Below are 20666 nucleotides of genomic sequence, written 5' to 3'. Positions count from 1 at the left end.
CAACATCATTCTTAAAATCTATAATCCTTTATTTAAATAAAGGAAAAAAATCAATTAAAGAGTTTCTATTTTTACTTGCGGTAAACAGCCTTCCTCATCAAAAATAATTAGTTCGTTTTCCTGCTTTAAAATACTTGCAGGGATTTTATATTCTTCTTGAGGTCCGATTTGCCAGTATCGTCCTAAACAAAAACCATTCACCCAGAAAGTCCCTTTCGATAACCCATCTAAACGTATCTTCACTTTTACATCATCAGTAAATTGTAATGATGTTGTAAAGGTGGTTTTATACCAACATGGTTCGAATTTATCCTTACTTAATAGATGATCAATCCGTTGCCATTCGTTCGGTTCGGTTAAAAGTGCAGCACTATGCATTCTCCAATGATTTATCTGATTTGCTTCCTTATATAAATAAAGCTTAATTTTCGAAATTCCTTTGAGCCCCTGTCCATCAAAATCAAATTCATTAAAGCCATCATTTAAGAGATGACTTACATCTGCCACTCCATATGGTGCATCAAAACGATTCCAAGCAGTTTCGTTCGTCATGAGCATGACCGGCACCCCTTCATTCAAGCGCAATCTTTGAAGTCCTTCTCCAATAAGGATGGCTTTATCGAAGCCTTGATCATTGACAAATTCTTTCAAAAACGAAATTCTTCCCTCAATTTCCGGAATCTTTCTTAAGGAATGTGTTTTACCGATACCTTCCACTTTCCAGCCATCTAATAAGTCAACAACAAGTCCATCAAGACTAGGAGACTCACTTATTCCCTTCGGTTCCCCTAAAGCTTGTGTGAAATTGTAGCGGCCCATATTTTGAACCAAGAAGCGGATGCTATTATTGCCTTTTTCAACAGGAAGCTCGATAGAAGCTGCCCCTAAATCATTCACAAGGCCGATGTATTGATTATTAAGGAACACTCGTGCCGGATCTTCAATTCTCGGTAGGATTAATGTTTTATGGCAGGTTTCCTTCGATTCAAATTGTGCTGTATACGATAAATATCCGCTCCATTGTCCAAATGAACTAAAATCCTGCGGTTTAACCGATTCCCTGCCGATTGAATCATCCATTTTTTCGGGTGCTCGATACCAATCAGCTAATGAAAATGTAACCTGTGATTTAGCCTCAATTATTTCGCTAATTTTCTCCACCGTCATTCGATCATTCACGATAATTTCAAAACACTCACCTTTACGATCTTTAATTGAAATAACCTGAGGCTTTGATCCGTGGAAGAGAGTAAATTGCAATTCTCCATTGGCAAGTTTTTTATAACGCTGCGGGAATGGGCATGAAATGGTTAGTTCATCAACATCTTTTACTTGTAAAACTAGTGAGGATTGCTGCCCCGTTTCATGGTAGACAGTACCGATATTCTTTGAAAAACCAGTGGAATACGCAGTTAGTGCTAAAATCTTCACTGTTTTACCCGCTAATTTTCCTGCTTTCATATTCTTTACGACAGGTAAAATTCCATCTGCCTCAATTGTAATAATGAGTTGATATTGGCCCTCTGGGTTATAAAGTTTGTGAATAACACGCTCCGATTTCGAATTGGTAAGAAACGTAATACTTCCAGCTTTACTCTGCAATGTTTTGCCTTGCAAGCCTTCAGGCAGTCCGTAACACTTTTCGATTGCCACTGAATTAGTTAATATCGGTTCAACCCAATCAATAAAGCTGTGAACTCGTTTTATTGCATGATACTTTGGCGTCTCTTGCAAGTACTCCGTTAGAGGTGCATCATAATCATACGAGGTAATCATAAATGTATGTTCCCCAATCGTACGTCCGCCCCAATGGTCAAAATTCGTTCCGCCAAAAAACATATAATAATTAATGGCTGTGAAACCTTCACGCAACAATTCATATAACGCTTTTTCTAACATCCCGGCTGTTTTTTGATTAGCTTTTGGTCCTCCCCATTGTTCAAACCATCCAACCCAAAATTCAAGAACTCCTTTTGGCTGGCCTTCGAACCTTTCATCTAGTATTTTTGCATGTTCCTCTGCATGAGACCAAAAGTTCCGGAACTCAACGGCTCCTTCAACACCGCCATAACAGGTTACTAATGGAACATTAATTCCTCTTGTGATGAGTCCGCCTCGTAAATATTCCATATACTTTTTATCCGGTTTTCCAAGTGCTTGAAATTCATTTTCAACCTGCACCATGATGACTGTACCCGAATTCGTAATTAAATAAGGTAGAACCCGAGGCACTAATTCGTCAAAATACCGATCCACATAGTGTAAAAATGGTTCATTATAACAGCGGTATTTCATGTTTTCCTTGATACTCAGCCACCAAGGCAGACCACCGAAATCCCATTCCGCACAAATATATGGTCCTGGCCGGAGAATTACATATAAGTTTCTTTCTGCACAATTCTTTAAGAAAGCTTCTAAATCTTTATCGTTTGCAAAGTCCCATACTCCTTCAGCCTCTTCATGCCAATTCCAAGGGATATAGGTTTCAATACAATTACAGCCTGCTTTTTCTACTTTATCTAGCAGTTCATCCCACTCAGCACGTGGCAAGCGGAAATAATGAACGGCTGCTGACTTGATGAATACTCGATTTCCATCAATAATCCAGCTATTTTTATCAAATTGAATACTCGCCATACCGGCTCTCCCCTTCTAATAGTTCTTTTTGTCCCTCCACATGACCAAATACTTTGAAAACTGTTTTCATTACAATAAAACAATACATGCTTCCACTAAAGAAAAATAAAGAGCCAGGAAGCAGCAATAAGATGAAAAGTATTCCGATACCGGAAACGATCATTATGACCGTTTGAATGGGATGTGTAACGGCCAATAAGAATGCTGTTTTAATATATTTAAAAAATGTTAATTCATAATGGACATACAAGGGAAGGAAATAAAGGACAACGACCAAAAAAACAAGCATTAGTCCGGCAGATAGGATTGACAAAAGCATATATGGCAAACCATCTAAAGATTGAAATAACATGACATCCAGTCCAAAAACTGCACCAACAAATAATAATAAGTAACCGTATAGATTAGCTTTACCAAATTCTTCCTTGTACTTAGTCCAAAACAAACGAAAGATTGGTACCTGTTCCTCCTCGATTACAAGTTTACGCATGACCGCAAACATGGCCACCGTTGCCGGCATGAGACCCACTAAAACTAGGCCGAGAAATGAAAACATGATCCATAAAATGTTTGTATAAGCAATCAGCATGACTTTCTCTGAAATTCGATAAATCCCCGAAAGCATTCCCTTTGTTTCCATCATCACCATTCCTATCCTTTTCCGTTAAATTAGTCTCTCATGCTAGTACTATTTAATAACAATCACTTCTTCTTCTGTACCTTTTCTTTTGATGATAACAATCTCTCCAAAAATCTGAGTCCCGTCAATAAAATAAGACATTCGGTGCAGCGAAGGCTTTTTATGACAAACAATGATTATATGTTCCTCTTTCAGAAGAGGCATATAAATTTTAATTGCTTGTGCATCTTTTTGATCAACTATCTCTCCGAATAAATCATAAACTGCAACTGTTTCCACAGTTGGGATATCTTTTTCGGCTGGTTTCTGTGGATATATTACCTGCATCAAAGCTGTTGGGCCAGTTGATTTGGCTTTATAGTGAACACTTATGTTTTTTTCAAACCGATTGTACTCATACGAGATATTCCCCTCCTTGATGACAGCAGTAAAAAGAGTTAAGTTAATAGGAATGAGATAGAGATTTGCTTCATTCTCATTTTTTGTAAAGCAGTTTTTAGTGGATTCATTTAACTCAATTTCACCAGGTGAAAAATGAAAGCTTTGCGAAAAGATATGTTCACCTTTACAGTCAAACTCATCCACTAGCAGCCAGTAATACGGCTTTACAAAGACAATTCTTCTGCGGGTATAAACCGGGTCATCTAAATGCATGTAACCGTCATGACTGCCTTCAACATAATCAAACTGTTCATGGCTGGTCCACTTCGTCATTAGCGGGGATGCAATCCTGCCAAAGCCCCATGTATCTATACATTCCGTAAATTCTACACCATCCACGAGGGAGGTATTATGAGCCTTTGCGCTTTTTAATTCTCGTCTTAAAGTATAGCTATCGCTATAATTATATCTTCCTAGGTCAGTTAAAAACTCTTTGCCGTAGGCATGGACATCGATGTGAAAAAGATCTGCGTGACCATGACCGCCACCTAACTGTCCACAATGAAAATATAGATATAGGGCATCTTCGCCCCATCCTGAGCGCATGAAGAAGTTTCCAGAATCCTCAAACCCAAGTGACAGATATTTTGGTTTCTCAGCAGGTAGCGCAGAGTAATTTTCAATTCCCTCTAATCCAAACTCCCATAGGTTCTCAAAATCGATTCTTGGAAAACCTCTGAACTTTAAATAGGGATCCCTTAAAAGGATAGCAGCCCGCGTAATGATATCCCTAAGGTCGAAGCTGTCACTGTCCCCCTTCATCGGCTGATGATGATTAGGTTTAGCCATGAATACATCTGCATAAGCCATTCTTCTTGCTGCTTCTATTATGGACGGGTCTATATCCAATCCATTGTTTTGACAAAGGTGAACAATTCTTAGATAACATAATAGAACTTCGTTATGGTACATTGGTGACTGCTCCCAATGCACACCATCTTTCATGATTTGAAGACGCACGGTTTTCTTCAATCGCTCTAAACTTATAGTTTGCCAAATGCCCGCCTGATTAAAGCTTTGTAAAAAAATGGATAATTCAAATAAAGCTTTGTTCTCAATAACCCCCCAGTTACTAATCGCTTTCCAATTCGAAAAATCACTGGCTAATAATTGGGCATGTTCATATAAAGAACACAGCATTTTTTCAAAAATCTCCGTTGTAAAATGGGGACTATTTTTAAAATAATCATAGGCTTTGATCCAGTTGCTGCTTCGTATACCTGCATCTATTGTTCGCCATGTCAGCAATGCCGTATTTGATTGTTTAGGATTGGAATCAATCCAGTCCGAAAGCTGTTCACAAAAGCTTTCAGCATACCGTTCATCCCCTGTTAACATGTATGCCTGGCCAAGTGGGATAAAAAAACGATGTCTGTTTAGCATATACGTCCACTCTGGGTCTTCTAATGGAATATATGACCAATCGATTTTCCCTTGGAATGAAACAGGTATATTTGTCCGTTCCATATCCCATGCTTCTTGGAATACAAATACTTGATTGACTACTTGTTCAGCTACAACCCGCACCCGTTCGACGTCTTCGCGATAATGCCTTTTTGCCAACTTTACAATAAGCTCCTTTTCATGATCTGGAAAATATAAAGTAGTATTGACTCTATGATTATTCATACCAGAAACCTTCGTGATTTTTTTCTAACCGCATTAAAGCCTCCAGATAATAGTAGTCTCCCCAGACCATATAATCATCGATTGCTAGATTACCAAGAACATGATAAGAACCATGATTTAGAAGCCCTTCTGCATCTTTTTCTTTAATCGTTGAATAGTTTACTACCAGTGATTTCATCATTTTAATAACAGTATCTTCAAAATAACTTCGATCCGAGTCATCTTCATTTAAATGTTTGTTTATTTCAAGTAATCCACATGCTGCAATTGCGGTCGCTGAACTGTCACGAGGTGTAGTTTCATCCACTGGTGCATTAAAATCCCAATAGGAGACATAGTCCTCAGGTAAATGTTCAATGAAATATTTAGCCATTCTTTTTGCTGTTTCTAAATAAGCAGAATTTTTTGTATAGTGATAAGAAAGGGCAAATCCATAGATTCCCCATGCCTGGCCTCGTGTCCATGTCGACCCATTTGTATATCCTTGATGGGTTGCTCCTCCAATTGGCTCACCTGTTTCTTGGTTAAAGAAAAACGTATGATATGAACTGTCATCTCCGCGAACAAGATAACGCCTGCTTTTTTCTGCTTGAGCTAAAGCGACATCCCGATATTTGGGATCACCGGTCTGTTTACTCGCCCAATAGAGCAGCGGAAGATTCAGCAGACAATCTATAATAATTCTTCCGCTTTCTTTTTCATCGTTTTTTGCTCCCCACGCTTGCAGATACTGACCTTTTTCATGCCAGCGGAGAAGCAATTTATCAGCAGCTCGCAATGTTAATGCTCTTGCGGACTCGTTTTTTTCAATCATCCATTGGGCTTTAGTAGAAAGCGAATACAAAAAACCAATATCATGATGGTCAAGGACGATATGTTTTTTTAAGCGATTTTCAAAGCTTTTAACCGTTTTTAGGGCCTTTCCTTTGAAAATAGGTTCATTCGAATATTCATAACACAGCCATAACAAGCCGGACCAAAAACCATCCGTCCAGTCGTTATTTTCGTTCAACTGATATCTTCCATTCATGCTGATATGCGGGAATAACTCACCAAAACGGTCAATATTATTCCTCGTTTTTTCGACTGCATCTTCAATCGCTAATTTCCACATGAATTCATTCTCCTAACATTTCAACTTAGTTCAAAACTTTTTCAACTTACCTTTTATACAAAGTGTAATGCTAAACGAGTTTATGTAATATGTGAGATTTACAGAAAAACGTGCACTATTTTTACCTATGAAACGATTTATGTATTTTGGCAAAAAAAAGAGGGAGACCGAAATAAACATTTCTTGTCTCCCTCTTCAGTTACTGCCAAATGCGATATTCAAATTGTGTTAGCAAAGTATTCATAAAAGCAAAGTTCATCTAGAAAAGTTAAGTAAATTGGATATATCCCCAAGTAACCATTTTGCAAAGGTTGTATCAATCTTTTTACCGGATTGTGCTCGAATTTGATTTTCTAATGAATTTAAACTATTCAAACTTTGTTTGCTCTCAATCTTTCCATTTTGAATGTTGTTAACCTTTGATAAAAGACTAGAAGCTATTTCATCATCCCTAATCCATTCCTTCTCTCTTCCAAAGTTAATAGCCTCATCTAAATGAGCAATGTCCATTTTTATGTTTAGCTTATAGGTTTTGTTTGTAACGTTTCCGGCCCGATCGGTTGCGGTAATCTCAATAGTATGATCTCCTTCGGATAATGAATACGGCTCCATTACGATCGGATTACTTACCTCAACTCCATCTAACTTGACTTCTACGCTTGATACACCGCTAAAGGAATCAGAAATCTCAAACTCTACATTGACTGAATCTGTACGATAGAATTCTAGAATTTCCGGATCTTTAACGATAGGTGCTGTCTTATCCTTGAATTTGATGGAATGCGTTGTCCCAGTTGAACCAGCAACATTAACTTCAACCTTTAGTGTTGGAGATGTTTGTAGAACTGTAATGGTTTCATCCTTTTTATCAATATCTAGGCCTGTTTTGTTTAATTCAAGGATCACTTTATCCTGTTTTTGTGTTGGATCAGATACTGATAGAGTCAATCCTTTACTATCCTCTTGAACCATAACAGAAGCAGGGCTTTGCACGGTAATAAAGTCTACGGTTTCTGCTTTAAAAAAGTTTGCCGCTGTGATCCCAAGTGTCTTTTCTCTTACTGCCTGAACAGCTGATGTATTTGCAAGGACACTTATATTGGGATTACTACTGTATCTTTCTGTCTGGGTGACATCTTTATTCGGGAGAAGAACATACGAATAGGATGCATTTGTTGGCTTACTCCCATGATCAAACGCTAAACTTAAATAGTTTCTTGTGATAGACTCAGAGGATCCGCCATTATTAATCTCGTTCCAAGAGCCTGTTCTCGATTCACGTAATCCATATAGACTAGTTGATTCAGGGAAATAATAGCCTATATTTGAGCTTTGAACATTTCCCTCTAAATGAGCCCATTTAACATTGTTTAAGGTCTCAGAATCGCCGAGTTGATTTAGCTTTTCTTTCCCATTCACAATCAGCTTATTGTCACCATGATCATTTAATTGTCGATTTTCAATAATGGTTTCTACTTTAGACTCATTTGTGCTCGAAATATCTGCACCTAAGGCAACAATCTCATCATCGAACATAAACCAGGATTTTTTGCCTTGTAGTGAACTGCCAGTCAGTTTTTCGAGGGAAAAATCCATTCCAGCAGTACCATATTTTCCATTCAGATTAGAACCCCCAACCCATGTTCTTGGGTTGTAGTAACCTGCCCAATCCTTCAATGTTCCTTTTGATTGATCAGTTGTTGTACCCGGTAATCGATAGCTGTCTACGGTTGGCCAAAAATCATTGCTGAATTGCTTTAGGTCATTATTATATAAATAAGTAGCACCAGCTCCTGTGTACCATCCTTTTTTATTTTCTCCATTACCATACTCAAAACCTGAAATTCTATCAGAAAACATGCCAATCCCAAAACCAAATCCAGGACGAAGATGAACAACCCGATCCATGCCTGCAAAGACTTGATTCTTTACTAACTCTCCCCTAGGCTCAATCGTAGGATCACTCATTAAAGAATTCACAAGATGGATTTGATAAATTGATAAACCATTTGCATAATTTGTAAATGTGGTATCTGTTTGAATCCATTCTTTGATCATTCGCTTTATTGCTATTGCCTTTTCTGGAGGAGCTGCGTCAGCCAAACGAAGTAAGCTTAATATGGTTGCCCTGCCAGTTACATGCTCATTCGTGCTCTGCCGAGAAATACCTCTTCCCGACACCATGTCCATCATCGCACCTTTATAAATAAGTGGTTCAAATGAATCGGTTACCCAGTTAAACACATTATTAACGGTCGGGTCTTTGACCTCCCATGGAGAATCTTTTAACAAATACAACATATCAGCTGTACGGCCCAGCCATGTTGCTCCATATCCCCCCGTATAGGCAATATTAAAGTGTTGAATAAGAGATCCGTCCCTGAAGACACCATCCCCACTATTAACGTAAAGATATTCTTTACTAATCGAATCACGGCCCTGAAATACTTTCGCACTATTTTTTTCAATTACGCCGCGAAGTGATACAACAAGAGCCTTATCCAAAAGGTTCGCACCTGTTTCACGAAAGTTTGGATCACTAAGAGATACTCGTTTAGCAGGATCCGGAACAAACCTATCAATTGCTCTTATATACTTATTAATTTGAGTGGATGATAACTCGTTATACAATAACACAACTATATCGTTCAACACTTGAGGAGTTCCTATTTCCCAATCCCACCAATTGCCATACTCATTTTTACTTTCATTATAACGATAGGTATACAACCAATCTAATCCGCGAACAATGTCTGCCTTTAGAGTTTGATTACCATACAATTTTGAACCTCCGATAGAATACGCAAGAGCCATATCCTTTAATCGTTGGTAGGAAGTAGTAATTTTAGCTGAATCAGTTGTACTTGCGGTATCATTCCACAAGGACGTGCTATTCTCTGACTTATTCATCGAATCCCATAAACCTGTTCCATCATCGTTTGTAACTTTTTCTCCTAAACTACCAATATAGGCGGCCGCATCCTGATTGTTAGGATTATATTGTTCGTTGCCTGTTAGTTTATTGAACCAATTGACTCGGAGCTCTTCATAGGATTCAATAGCCTCAGCCGAATCTACGCTTACTAGACACTCTGCCGTAAATCCACCATCTTTTGATGTTGCCTTAATAATTGTAACCCCCGGGGCTGCTCCTGTAATATGGCCAGTATCATTAATCACCGCAATATCAGGGTTGGAAGATGTCCAAAAAACGGTTTTGTCCGTCACATCGGCAGGTGTAAATATAGGAGTCAAGGTCATTGTTTCCCCTATTCCTAACGTAACAGCATTTTCCTGTAATTTAAAATCAGTCACCATTTTCACAGATTCTCTTAATGTTACATCATCAAACCAGGCTTTACCTTTTGCCGTTTCAAAGAATAGCTCGATTCTTACTTTACTTGCACTTTTTGGGATAACTAAATTTAATTTCTTTAAGCTCCAGTCATTTGAGCCTTTTATTTTTTCCGTTGATGGTCCATCACTAACTTTTTTATTATTACTATCCAAATACTGTGTTCGGACAAAAACTCCTCCACTAGATGCTTCAATATTTTCTGTTTTCGTCCACAATGATAATTGATAGTTTTGGTCAGGTTTGACGGCAACATCTTGTAGAACATCTGCTCTACTTGTCTCAGAAGCATTAATCGAGATGGACTTTCCCCTCTCATGATATACATCAGAATCAATCGTTAACACTGGATTGCCACTCGGAATCCAAACACTCCAATTTTCAGGGCCTACATTATTTGTCCAGTTACTGCTATTAGTTGTTGTTTCAAACCCGCCATTTTTTATTAAATTCATTATTTGTGTTTCTTCAGCTGCAACTTTATTTACAGGTAGAATTGAACTTATAATAAAGAAAATTGTAAAACAAATACTCATTGCTTTTTGCACCTTTTTTCCCCCTCAGTTCTAAATTTAAGTAAATTGCTAATTCTCCATTTTTTTGGTACCGCTTACAATTAAAACTCTCCTTTCACCTTTTTCTATAAAGTTTACTATTGAACAACAAAGGGGAAGGTGTAAAATTTTTTCATTATCAGGGAAAATTTTTACTCTTTTCTGTATTTTCTTTTCCTATCGAAATATAAAAAGTCGCAACTAATAACCTACCTTGGATCGGTACTCTCTCGGTGTCATTTTCGTATATTTTTTAAATACTTTCGAAAAATAGGTTCGATCTGAATAGCCGAATTTTATTGCAACCTCCTCTACTGATTCTCCCGTTTGTTCTAGGATTTTTGCAGCAACACCAATTTTAAAACGATGAACATAATCAGTAAAATTTTCACCCGTCAATCGTTTAAAATAACGAGAGAAGTAACTTGGATTCATATATAAATGAGTGGCTACGTCTGTAGATGTAACATTTTCTGATAGATTCTCAATAATGTATTGATCAATCTCCTGTAACTTCGGCTCTCTACTGCTGGCACTGTTAGGTTTTCCATTCCATTGAATAAGCTGAGCAAGCTTGTTTTCTACAAGTTTTACTGCATCACATAGTCTAGAGCATTCTTCAAGTAACGAATAAAACTCTTCATTTCCCGTTTCAATATACTGTAACTCAATTAAACGGATTCTCCGTGCAATGACCTTTTTCAATTCTTCAGGGTCAAGATTCTTTTCTGTTGCGCTTTGAGTGATAAATGTTAGAATCTCTTTTACTCTATTACTGTCTTTTTCTTTTACAGCGAAAACTAGTTCACTCATCTCTTTGTCGAGAAGTCTACTGATTGGACAAAAAGCGCTTTGATTTGTTTGCATATCCCAATTCAAAATAGAAACCTTATTATAAAAAAAGCGATAACTATTGCACATCATTTTTTGGAAAACAACGCCAACATTCTTTATATCATAAGATTGACGGCCAAAGATAAAAGAAATATCAAGTCCTAAAAATTCAAAAATTCTCACTTGTACCTCCTTTAAGAAAGATTGAAGGTACTGATGATGATCAAATTTTATATTTTGACGATAGTTGTAAACAAACACAATGGATTTTTCCTCATTAAAAATTGTAATTCCGTGATATTTTTTAGCGATATCACAAGCAACATTATAAATTCCGTATTTAATGATGGACAAATCTTGATAGGAATACTTCTCCATAAATGTTGATAAGGATACCTGACTCGTTCCTAAAATAAACGAAGGATACTGCCAACTAATATCAAGTTTTTTTGCAAACTGGATTAGCATTTCTGGCTCATCTCTTTTAATAAGACGGTCAAATAACGAATGTTTCAGTATTTCAATATTCCGGTTGAGTATTTCCTTATAAGATAAACCTTCCAAGCTAACAGAGGTTTCTATAATTTTTTTTATCGAATTTTTCAAACTTTCTTCGAGCTGCTCTTTCGTTAATTCATCCTTAATCAAATAACTATCGGCATTTAGCTCAATGGCTTTTTTTGCATAATGAAAATCCTCATGACAGGTTAAAAAAATCATTCTCACATCCGGCTTGATTTGTTTAAGTTCGGAAGCTAGTTCAAGACCGTTCATTTGTGGTAATCCAATATCTGAAATAACCAAATCAGGTTTATACTGTTTAAACATCTCTAAGGCTTTCATGCTTGAATAGGAGGTACCTACCACATTTAAGCCATGCTCTCCCCAATTGATTAGTTGGCGCAGATATTTAATCATTGGCACATCATCATCAACCAGCATAATGTTAATCATCTATTTTTCACCCTCCTTATCTGTATCAAACGGAATTTGAATAACAATCTTTATGCCGCCATTATCATTTCGTTGAAAATTAATATCCCCATTTGAACCATAGTAAAGCTTTAATCTCTTTGCAATATTCTTTAAACCAACCCGATTATAAGAGGCTGCTTCTGAGTCACACTTTAACATTCGGTTTATCTCCAAAATTTGATTCTCACTCATCCCTTTTCCGTTATCACTTATTGTAATAAAGCCCCATTGATCAATCTTATTGACGCGGATGACTATTTCCCCAGCCGATCTTTCGGAAAAACCATGAACAATGGCATTTTCTATAAATGGTTGTAATAATAATTTCGGTAATTTTATATTTTTAACTTGATCTTCCATTTCAACTATCAAATCTACATTAACTTCTGTCCTCATCCTCATAATTTCTATATAATAAGTCAACAGTTTACATTCACTTTCAATCGTGGAGGATTCATCAATTTTCATATAAGCTCTTAGCAAACTCATTAAGGCGCTAATTTTATCAGCATGTTCATAATCATTATTGATAAATAAACTGCATTTGATCGAATTTAAGGTGTTGAGCAAAAAATGAGGTCTAATTTGTGCAAATAATGCACGCAGTTCAATTTCTCGTTTTTCCTCTTGTTCCCTTTCAATTTTTTCAATTAAATTATTAATTTCATCTAACATGTTATTAATGGTTCTACCCAATTCATTTATCTCATCTCGTCCTGCTGGTAAGAAGCGTACGTCGCGCTCTCCTTTTCCAAACTTGGTTGCAACAAAGGAAAGCCTTTGTATTGGACGATGTAGTCTTTTAGCTATTAAAAAAGAAATAAACAAAAAGATGAAAAAGAAAACGATAACGATAATGGCACTGACGAAAAAGGTTTTAGAAATTTGTCCAGTGATTTCCTCTTTCGTAGTTTTATGAATAAGTTTCCATTTTGAAATGGGGATGATAACTTCATCTCGTATTTCTCCGTTTACCTTGTTTTCACCCTCAAATGCAACTTTAGAATCCCCGGCTATAATCTTTCCATTCTCATCATATAGTGCAAGTTTGCCAGTCCTGGCAGATTCAAATAATGTTTCAAAGTATTTTTTGGAGATACCAATATTTAATACAGCCAAAGGTTCTCCCGTTTTAGGGTGCTTAATAACACGACTAAAATAGTAATAGGAGTTTCCATCTTTCGGATCACTAACTATTCCCAACGATTGTAAATGAGTCGTTTGATTACGATCAATTTGAGGCTGCAACAATTTCCAATGACGATTTAAAACATTAATAGAAGTTGTTTTACCTGACATACTATCTGAGTAAGGGATGATAAAACCTTTGTTATTTACTAAAAACATATGAATCTCGGTGCTTAACATTTTAATTGAAATAAAATCAAATGATGCAATAACTCTTTGATAATCTTCATAATCTCGATAACTTTTTATTTGAGCGGTATCTTTAACATCGTTAAGAGTCTGAATTGTATCATCGTTTTCTACGTAAAAATGAGTAACATAATTTAAATCATCTACTGTTTTTGAAATGTCTTTCGAAAGCAAATTTAATACGGAACGATTTGAGAGTGAGATTTTTTCTTTAACCATATCTTTCGTGCTTTTGTATGACAACATAGAAATTACCATTAGTGGGAGCAAGATTAATATAATAAATGAGGCCTGTACTTTTTGATAATAACTTAATTTTCTCATATATCTTGCCGCCTTTTTATAAACTATGATTTAATAGCTTTCATTTTCTATAATACTACAAAATTAATTTTCGAATTGGCAGGATCGGCTATTAGCCTATTATTTATTCGTAAATTGAAAACAAAAGGCACTCCCATTGGCGTGCCTTTTGGTAAAATTCTTATTATTTATTTTCATCCATTACTTTATTTGCTTCCTCAGCCATCCATTTTTGAACATCTTTAGCCGATTTGCCTTCAAGAATGAACTGACTAAATCCATCACCTAAAATTTTATCCAATTGTGCAGCATATGTGATTGATACTTTTGAAGCAGGCAATGCCTTAGTACCACTGCCATATAATGTGTACATTAGAGAGTCTACATCATAATATTTTTCTTTACCAGATATCCACTTTTCAACAAGCGGCTTTGCGTCTCCCTTTTTCCAACCAGGCAACTCAGTTCTTGCATCAGTTAAGTTTGTTGAAATAAAACGAGCAAATTTAAAGGCTGCTTCTTTATGTTTAGAATTTTTACCGACAGCTAGATAGTTACCACCCATATAAACATCTTGCTTGTCCCCTTTTTTGTATACTGGTACTGGTGCAAAAGCCGTTTTAAACTCGTGTGGGAACTGTTGGATGTTACCTGTATCAGGAATCATCCAAGAGCCTGTTAATAACATGGCAGCGTCGCCATTAAAGAACTCTGTCCGGTAATTGAGTTTTGCTCCAATAACATCAGCATATGGCTTAATCGATTTATCTTTTTTCTCCATTTGACGTCTGAGGTTAAAGAAATACTCATAGGAAGGATCAGTAAAATTCGTTTTCCCATTCTCAGTCATAAATGGATGCATAAATTGTACTTGGGCAATTGGATTCGCATATAATCCCCAGTTATGGAAGTATGCACCATATTGTTTATCAGTACCTTCACCCTTGGTTAATTTTTTAGCGTACTCAGCAAATTCATCCCATGTCCAGCCAGCCTTTGGGACTTCAAGACCTGCCTTATCTAATGCATCTTTGTTAAGCACAACAAAATTTGTTGAGACATTTGTTAAAATCCCATAATATTTACCTTTGTACTTAGGATTAACAAAATACTCTTCCTCAGGATTTAATTTATTTTCTTTATATAAGTCATCAAGAGGCTCAACTACACCTTGTGCAGCCCGCTGATAAATTGCATCAATGTGCGGGGTCATAAATAAATCAATTGGTTCACCGGAAGCCATTAATACGTCAAGCTTCTTTAATGTTTCAAGAGAGTTTCCTGGAACAAGTGATACATGTTCAACTTTTATATTCGGATTTTCCTTTTCAAACTGCGCAATATATTTGTCAGTAGAAGCCTGCATCACCTCGTTGTCCCAGTTATAATACTTAATTGTTACCTTTTCCTCTTGGCCCTTAGACTTCGAATCAACTTTAGATTCAGTGCTGCTCGAACATGCAGACAATATTGACGTAGCGAGAAAAACTGTACTAACTGCTAAAGCTGCTTTTTTCTTTAAACTCATATGGATCCCCCTCTTTTTTATTAACCGCTTACATTTCAAATTATACTTCTTACTCATTTTACTAGTTGTGCACAATTTGATACTATTTGTGCACATTTTTTACTAGTTTAACAAGTCTGTAAAATCAGCCTTTTACACCGCCCAGTGCAATCCCTTTTATTACTTGCTTTTGCAAAATAATAAAGACAATGACAAGTGGAATAACGGCTGACATTGAAGCCATCATTAAGACCGCAAAGTTATCAGCGTAGTCGTCTTTAAATAATTGCAGACCAAGTGTTATTGGATAAAGATCTTTGTTCAGTAAAAAAATGAGCGGCCCCTGATAATCATTCCAAATCCAAATAAACTTGATAATCCCTGCAGTTGCCAAAATAGGTTTACATAATGGTAAAATAATACTCCAATAAATTTTAAAGTAGCCTGCTCCATCTAATTTTGCTGCCTCAATATATTCATTGGATATCCCGACCATGTATTGCCTCATTAAAAAAGTAAAGTAAATGGAGAATAACCCCATCAAGATTAGTCCTTCATGCGTATTATATAAACCAAGCCATTTAATTAAAATAAACCTAGGTACTAATGTAGCTTGTTCAGGTATAATCATGAAACTAAGAACAAGTGCAAAGACGAAGTCTCTACCTTTAAACTGAAGCTTACTAAAGGAGAAAGCCGCCATTGAAGAAAAAATAAGGGTCGATAAAGTTTGGATGGTAGCTAGTTTTATAGAGTTAAAATAAAACTTATAAAAAGGAATATCTGCCATCCAAACTGCTTTAAAGTTTTCAACAAGATTCCAATCTTTCGGAATCCACTGAATAGGAAATACCATTACATCTTTTTCAAATTTAAATGCTGCCGACATCATCCATATTAATGGAACAAGGAAAAAGATTGATATTCCTAACATACCAATTGTGAATAAGATCTTACTAATATCAAGCTTTTTTTTCAATTCAATTCCCCTCCATCAAGAATGTACAAACCGTTTTTGCAGTTTCCAGCTAATTAATGTAATTACCCCTACAATGATAAACAATAACCATGAAATTGCAGATGCATAACCCATATTGAATTGTTGAAAACCTTCTTCATAAATACGGAATACAATAACGGTTGAAGAGTTATTTGGCCCACCTTGCGTTAAAAAGGCAATTAAATCAAATACCTTAAATGAACCAATCAATAATGTGATAAATAAAAATACATTTGTTGGTCCAAGCAATGGAAGAGTAATTTTAAAGAATTGCTGAAGCTGAGAGGCACCATCAATACTTGCTGCTTCATATAATTCTTCAGGGATACTTGATAATGAAGAAAGATAAATGATAATTTGATAACCGAGTCCGGCCCAAATCGTAATAATAATAATTGATATTAAAGAAGTCTTTGGACTTGCTAACCATATTGGCGGATTTTCGATTCCTATACCAGTTAAAAATTGATTAATTGGGCCGAGGGATGGGTGGAATAGTGCACTCCATACAGCGCCAATAGCAATAATGGATGAAATATAAGGAATAAAAAACGCAATTTTAAAATAACTTGACATGTAAACTTTCGTATGAATAATGACCGCAAGGATTATGGCAAGGAACATACCAATCGGAACAGTGAAAATAGTAAATATGAAATTATTTTTTAAAGCCATAATAACTTTTTCATCTTCAATTAATTTAAGAAAATTATCAAACCCGGCAAAATGGATAGCTTGTAAGCCCCCGACTAAATTCCAATCTGAAAAGCTAAGGACAAGTGAAAATACAAGAGGAAATAAATAAAGTAACAAGATTCCAATGATTTCTGGCAATAGAAATAACCATCCAAATAAACCTTCTTTTCTCCTGTTTGTCCAAAATGTTTTATTGTGTACATAATTCACCGGAACACTCGTATTGATGACTTTATTTTCCATGAACGATACCTCCTTTTTTATTTATAATTCCACTATAAAGGAAAGTGGAATTGGATAAATTAACGATTCTGACTATAATGTGCAATATTTTTACTTTCATTTAAGATGAAATGTTATTGAACCCATACATTCCTCTAACTAGTAGTTCCTTCAAAAAAGGACATAAAAAAACCCAGATATCAGACATTTGAATGTCTGATATCTGGGTCTATTGTACTTGAACGATTCCATTCAATCTTAAACGTGCTTTTCTAAAACACTTGCTAACGCATCTTTTGGCTGGAAGCCGACTACTTTATCAACAACTTCGCCATCTTTGATTACTAATAAGGTTGGAATACTCATTACGCCAAAATTAGCAGCTGTTTGTGGATTTTCATCAACATCAAGCTTCGTGATTTTTACTTTATCGCCCATATCTAAATCAAGTTCTTCTAATACTGGAGCGATCATTTTGCAAGGTCCGCACCATGGTGCCCAGAAATCTACAAGTACAAGGCCTGAACCTGTTTCAGACGAGAAGTTTTGGTCTGTTAAATGTGAAATAGCCATTTTTTTTATTGCCCTCCTAATGAATAATGAAACACTACCGAAAGTATAACATCGTTTGTTTGCTCAAGCTAATAATCTGACTCGCTAATAAAAACGAGCGGAACATTCCGCTCGCTTTATTATTATGAATGAACTTTAAGCTTTTTAAACTCTTCAGTTAATAATGGTACAACTTCAAATAAGTCGCCAACAATTCCGTAATCAGCTACCTTAAAGATGTTTGCTTCAGGGTCTTTGTTGATCGCTACGATTACTTTAGAGTTAGACATACCAGCTAAGTGCTGAATCGCGCCTGAAATTCCGCACGCAATATAAAGATCCGGAGTTACAACCTTACCAGTTTGACCGATTTGTAAGGAGTAATCACAATATTCGGCATCACAAGCACCACGGGAAGCTCCTACTGCTCCACCTAAAACTTGTGCTAATTCTTTAAGCGGGGCAAAGCCTTCTTCACTCTTCACACCACGTCCACCGGAAATAACAACTTTAGCTTCACTTAGGTCAACACCTTCGCTTGCTTTACGTACTACTTCCTTAATAATCGCACGAAGGTCTTTAATTTCAACAGATAGGGAAGCAACGTCACCATTTCTGCTTTCATCTTTTGCTAAAGGTGCGATGTTATTTGGACGCACAGTTGCAAAGATTAATCCGTCCGTTACAATTTTCTTTTCAAATGCTTTACCTGAATAAATTGGTCTTGTAAATACAACATTGCCGCCAGCCACTTCAACAGCCGTAGCATCCGAGATAAGGCCAGATTGAAGTTTTCCAGCGATTCTTGGAGAAAGGTCTTTTCCAAGTGCTGTATGACCGAATACCAACCCTTCTGGCTTTTCTTGGTCAATCACTGCTAAAAGGGCTTGTGCATAACCATCAGAAGTATATTGCTTTAATTTTTCGTCTTCCACCACCACAACGCGATCAGCACCATATTGGACTAATTCTGATCCTAAAGCGCTTACAGCATCGCCAACTAAAACACCAACAACTTCTCCGCCCTCTGCAACCGTTTTTGCTGCAGCCACTGCTTCGAAAGATACATTACGTAATGAACCGTCACGAACTTCTCCTAATACCAACACTTTTCTAGACATTCCATTTCCCTCCTGCAAACAATTTTTATGAAATTTCGATTAAATTACTTTTGCTTCAGTATGAAGTAGGTGAACCAGTTCTTTAACCTGATCATTCAAATCGCCGGATAAAACCTTTCCTGCTTCTTTTTTCGCTGGCAGGTAGATTTCAATTGTTTTTGTTTTTGCCTCCACATCATCTTCTTCAAGATCGAGGTCATCCAATTCTAATTCATCAAGCGGCTTTTTCTTAGCTTTCATGATTCCTGGTAAAGAAGGATAACGCGGCTCATTTAGACCTTGCTGCGCTGTAACTAATAGTGGAAGGCTTGTTTCGATTACTTCGGAATCCCCTTCAACGTCACGGGTAACAGTTACATTTGTACCATCGATTTCAAGCTTTGTAATCGTTGTTACATAAGGAATGTTTAAAAGTTCCGCAACACGCGGACCTACTTGACCAGAACCGCCATCAATTGCCACGTTTCCTCCAAGGATTAAATCAGCATTTTTATCCTTTAAGTATTCAGCAAGAATTTTTGCAGTTGTAAATTGATCACCGTTTTCAACATCGTCTTCTGTATTAATAAGGACAGCTTTATCAGCACCCATCGCAAGTGCAGTACGCAATTGCTTTTCTGTTTCTTCATTGCCTACAGAGATAACCGTTACTTCTCCGCCATTAGCATCGCGAACTTGGATTGCTTCTTCAATGGCATATTCATCATAAGGATTGATGATAAATTCAGCACCATCCTCATTGATTTTTCCGCCGGAGATCGCAATTTTTTCTTCAGTATCAAAGGTTCTTTTCATTAATACATAAATGTTCATGGTTACCCTCCTAGTTAAATTTCGAGCATTCGCTCAGTTTGAAAGATTAAGAAAATTGTCTTCAAAAAAATTTTATAAAAAGCTTCTTGATGGGTCAAGCCCAAGATTATGGAAGCCTATTCACCCTTAAAATGAGGCTCTCTTTTTTCAATGAAGGCTTGGATGCCTTCTTTAGCATCATTGGAGACAAACACTTTGCCAAAAAGTTCACTTTCTCTTTTTGTACCTTGATAGAACTCTTCTGTTTTAGCATAGTTTAAAAGCTCGATACTTGCTTTAATGGATCCTGGGCTTTTCTTGGCAATTTTTTTAGCCAATTTATAAGCCTGCTCCAAAACCTCACTCTCTGGGAATGCACGGTTTGCTAAGCCATATTGGGCCGCTTCCAATCCAGTGATAGGCTCAGAGGTGAACATCATTTCGGCTGCTCTTGCCACACCTACATATTTAGGCAGTCGTTGTGTGCCTGCGAATCCTGGGATTAACCCTAATTGCAGCTCAGGAAGACCAAGTTTAGCTGTTTCACTGACGTAACGAATATGACAAGCCATTGCAAGCTCTAAACCTCCGCCAAGGGCTGCACCGTGAATCGCTGCAATAATCGGTTTTGGGAACTTTTCCATCCGATCAAACAAATCTTGTCCAAACTGTCCCAGTTTAGAAAAGTCCTCGGAAGAAGTTACTGTGGTAAATTCTTTAATATCAGCACCTGCTGAGAAAAAACGCCCTTCCCCATGAATGACCACAGCTCTAATTTCACGGTTTGGTTCGATTTCATCCAGTACGGCAGAAAGTTCCCTTAATAGACCTGATGAAAGGGCATTTGCCGGAGGACGTTCCAAAGTAATAGTAGCGATACTGTCCTCATGAGACCATTTTAAATATTCCATTAATTC

At 36.7% G+C, this 20666-nt stretch carries 14 protein-coding genes; all 14 read right to left on the bottom strand.

Going from position 1 to position 20666, the window contains the following annotated elements; genetic code table 11:
* Nucleotides 1-54: 54 nt before the first annotated feature.
* A complete protein-coding gene (locus tag PH210_RS19965) occupies nucleotides 55-2637 on the bottom strand; it encodes a beta-galactosidase (protein WP_289987937.1) in 2583 nt (860 codons plus the stop codon).
* Nucleotides 2618-3280, bottom strand: a complete 663-nt coding sequence (locus PH210_RS19960; protein ID WP_289987936.1) for a YesL family protein — start codon at nucleotides 3278-3280, stop codon at nucleotides 2618-2620. Before PH210_RS19960 ends, PH210_RS19965 begins: the two co-directional genes overlap by 20 nt.
* A gap of 45 nt (nucleotides 3281-3325) precedes the next feature.
* Nucleotides 3326-5347 carry an alginate lyase family protein gene (locus PH210_RS19955; protein ID WP_289987935.1) on the bottom strand — a complete coding sequence of 674 codons (2022 nt, stop codon included), beginning with the start codon at nucleotides 5345-5347 and terminating at the stop codon, nucleotides 3326-3328.
* Nucleotides 5340-6461, bottom strand: coding sequence for a glycoside hydrolase family 88 protein (locus PH210_RS19950; protein ID WP_289987934.1), 1122 nt, complete (start codon nucleotides 6459-6461; stop codon nucleotides 5340-5342). The genes PH210_RS19955 and PH210_RS19950 overlap by 8 nt, the downstream gene beginning before the upstream one ends.
* Before the next feature lie 255 nt (nucleotides 6462-6716).
* Nucleotides 6717-10364 carry a polysaccharide lyase family 8 super-sandwich domain-containing protein gene (locus tag PH210_RS19945; protein ID WP_289987933.1) on the bottom strand — a complete coding sequence of 1216 codons (3648 nt, stop codon included), beginning with the start codon at nucleotides 10362-10364 and terminating at the stop codon, nucleotides 6717-6719.
* 207 nt (nucleotides 10365-10571) lie between these two features.
* Entirely contained in the window at nucleotides 10572-12158 is a 1587-nt protein-coding gene (locus tag PH210_RS19940) for a response regulator transcription factor (RefSeq protein WP_289987932.1), read from the bottom strand.
* On the bottom strand, nucleotides 12159-13880 hold the full coding sequence (locus tag PH210_RS19935; RefSeq protein WP_289987931.1) for a sensor histidine kinase: 1722 nt from the start codon (nucleotides 13878-13880) through the stop codon (nucleotides 12159-12161).
* 163 nt (nucleotides 13881-14043) lie between these two features.
* Nucleotides 14044-15387 carry an ABC transporter substrate-binding protein gene (locus tag PH210_RS19930; protein ID WP_289987930.1) on the bottom strand — a complete coding sequence of 448 codons (1344 nt, stop codon included), beginning with the start codon at nucleotides 15385-15387 and terminating at the stop codon, nucleotides 14044-14046.
* Nucleotides 15388-15511: 124 nt separating this feature from the next.
* Entirely contained in the window at nucleotides 15512-16300 is a 789-nt protein-coding gene (locus PH210_RS19925) for a carbohydrate ABC transporter permease (protein WP_289988001.1), read from the bottom strand.
* A gap of 60 nt (nucleotides 16301-16360) precedes the next feature.
* Entirely contained in the window at nucleotides 16361-17305 is a 945-nt protein-coding gene (locus PH210_RS19920; RefSeq protein WP_289987929.1) for a carbohydrate ABC transporter permease, read from the bottom strand.
* 237 nt (nucleotides 17306-17542) lie between these two features.
* Nucleotides 17543-17857 (bottom strand): thioredoxin, encoded by a 315-nt coding sequence (gene trxA / locus PH210_RS19915; protein ID WP_335444028.1) that lies wholly within the window; start codon nucleotides 17855-17857, stop codon nucleotides 17543-17545.
* Between the two features lie 122 nt (nucleotides 17858-17979).
* Complete coding sequence (locus PH210_RS19910; RefSeq protein ID WP_289987928.1) at nucleotides 17980-18957, bottom strand: electron transfer flavoprotein subunit alpha/FixB family protein; 978 nt, start codon at nucleotides 18955-18957, stop codon at nucleotides 17980-17982.
* Nucleotides 18958-18996: 39 nt separating this feature from the next.
* Entirely contained in the window at nucleotides 18997-19770 is a 774-nt protein-coding gene (locus PH210_RS19905; RefSeq protein ID WP_223591068.1) for an electron transfer flavoprotein subunit beta/FixA family protein, read from the bottom strand.
* Between the two features lie 116 nt (nucleotides 19771-19886).
* Complete coding sequence (locus PH210_RS19900) at nucleotides 19887-20660, bottom strand: enoyl-CoA hydratase (protein ID WP_289987927.1); 774 nt, start codon at nucleotides 20658-20660, stop codon at nucleotides 19887-19889.
* Between the last annotated feature and the right edge of the window lie 6 nt (nucleotides 20661-20666).

Origin of the sequence: Paenibacillus sp. BSR1-1 (genome assembly GCF_030403775.1) — a bacterium.
GTDB lineage: Bacteria > Bacillota > Bacilli > Bacillales > Cytobacillaceae > Neobacillus.
The sequence above is the reverse complement of the archived record's forward strand: the minus strand, read 5'-3'. Positions and strand labels throughout refer to the sequence as shown.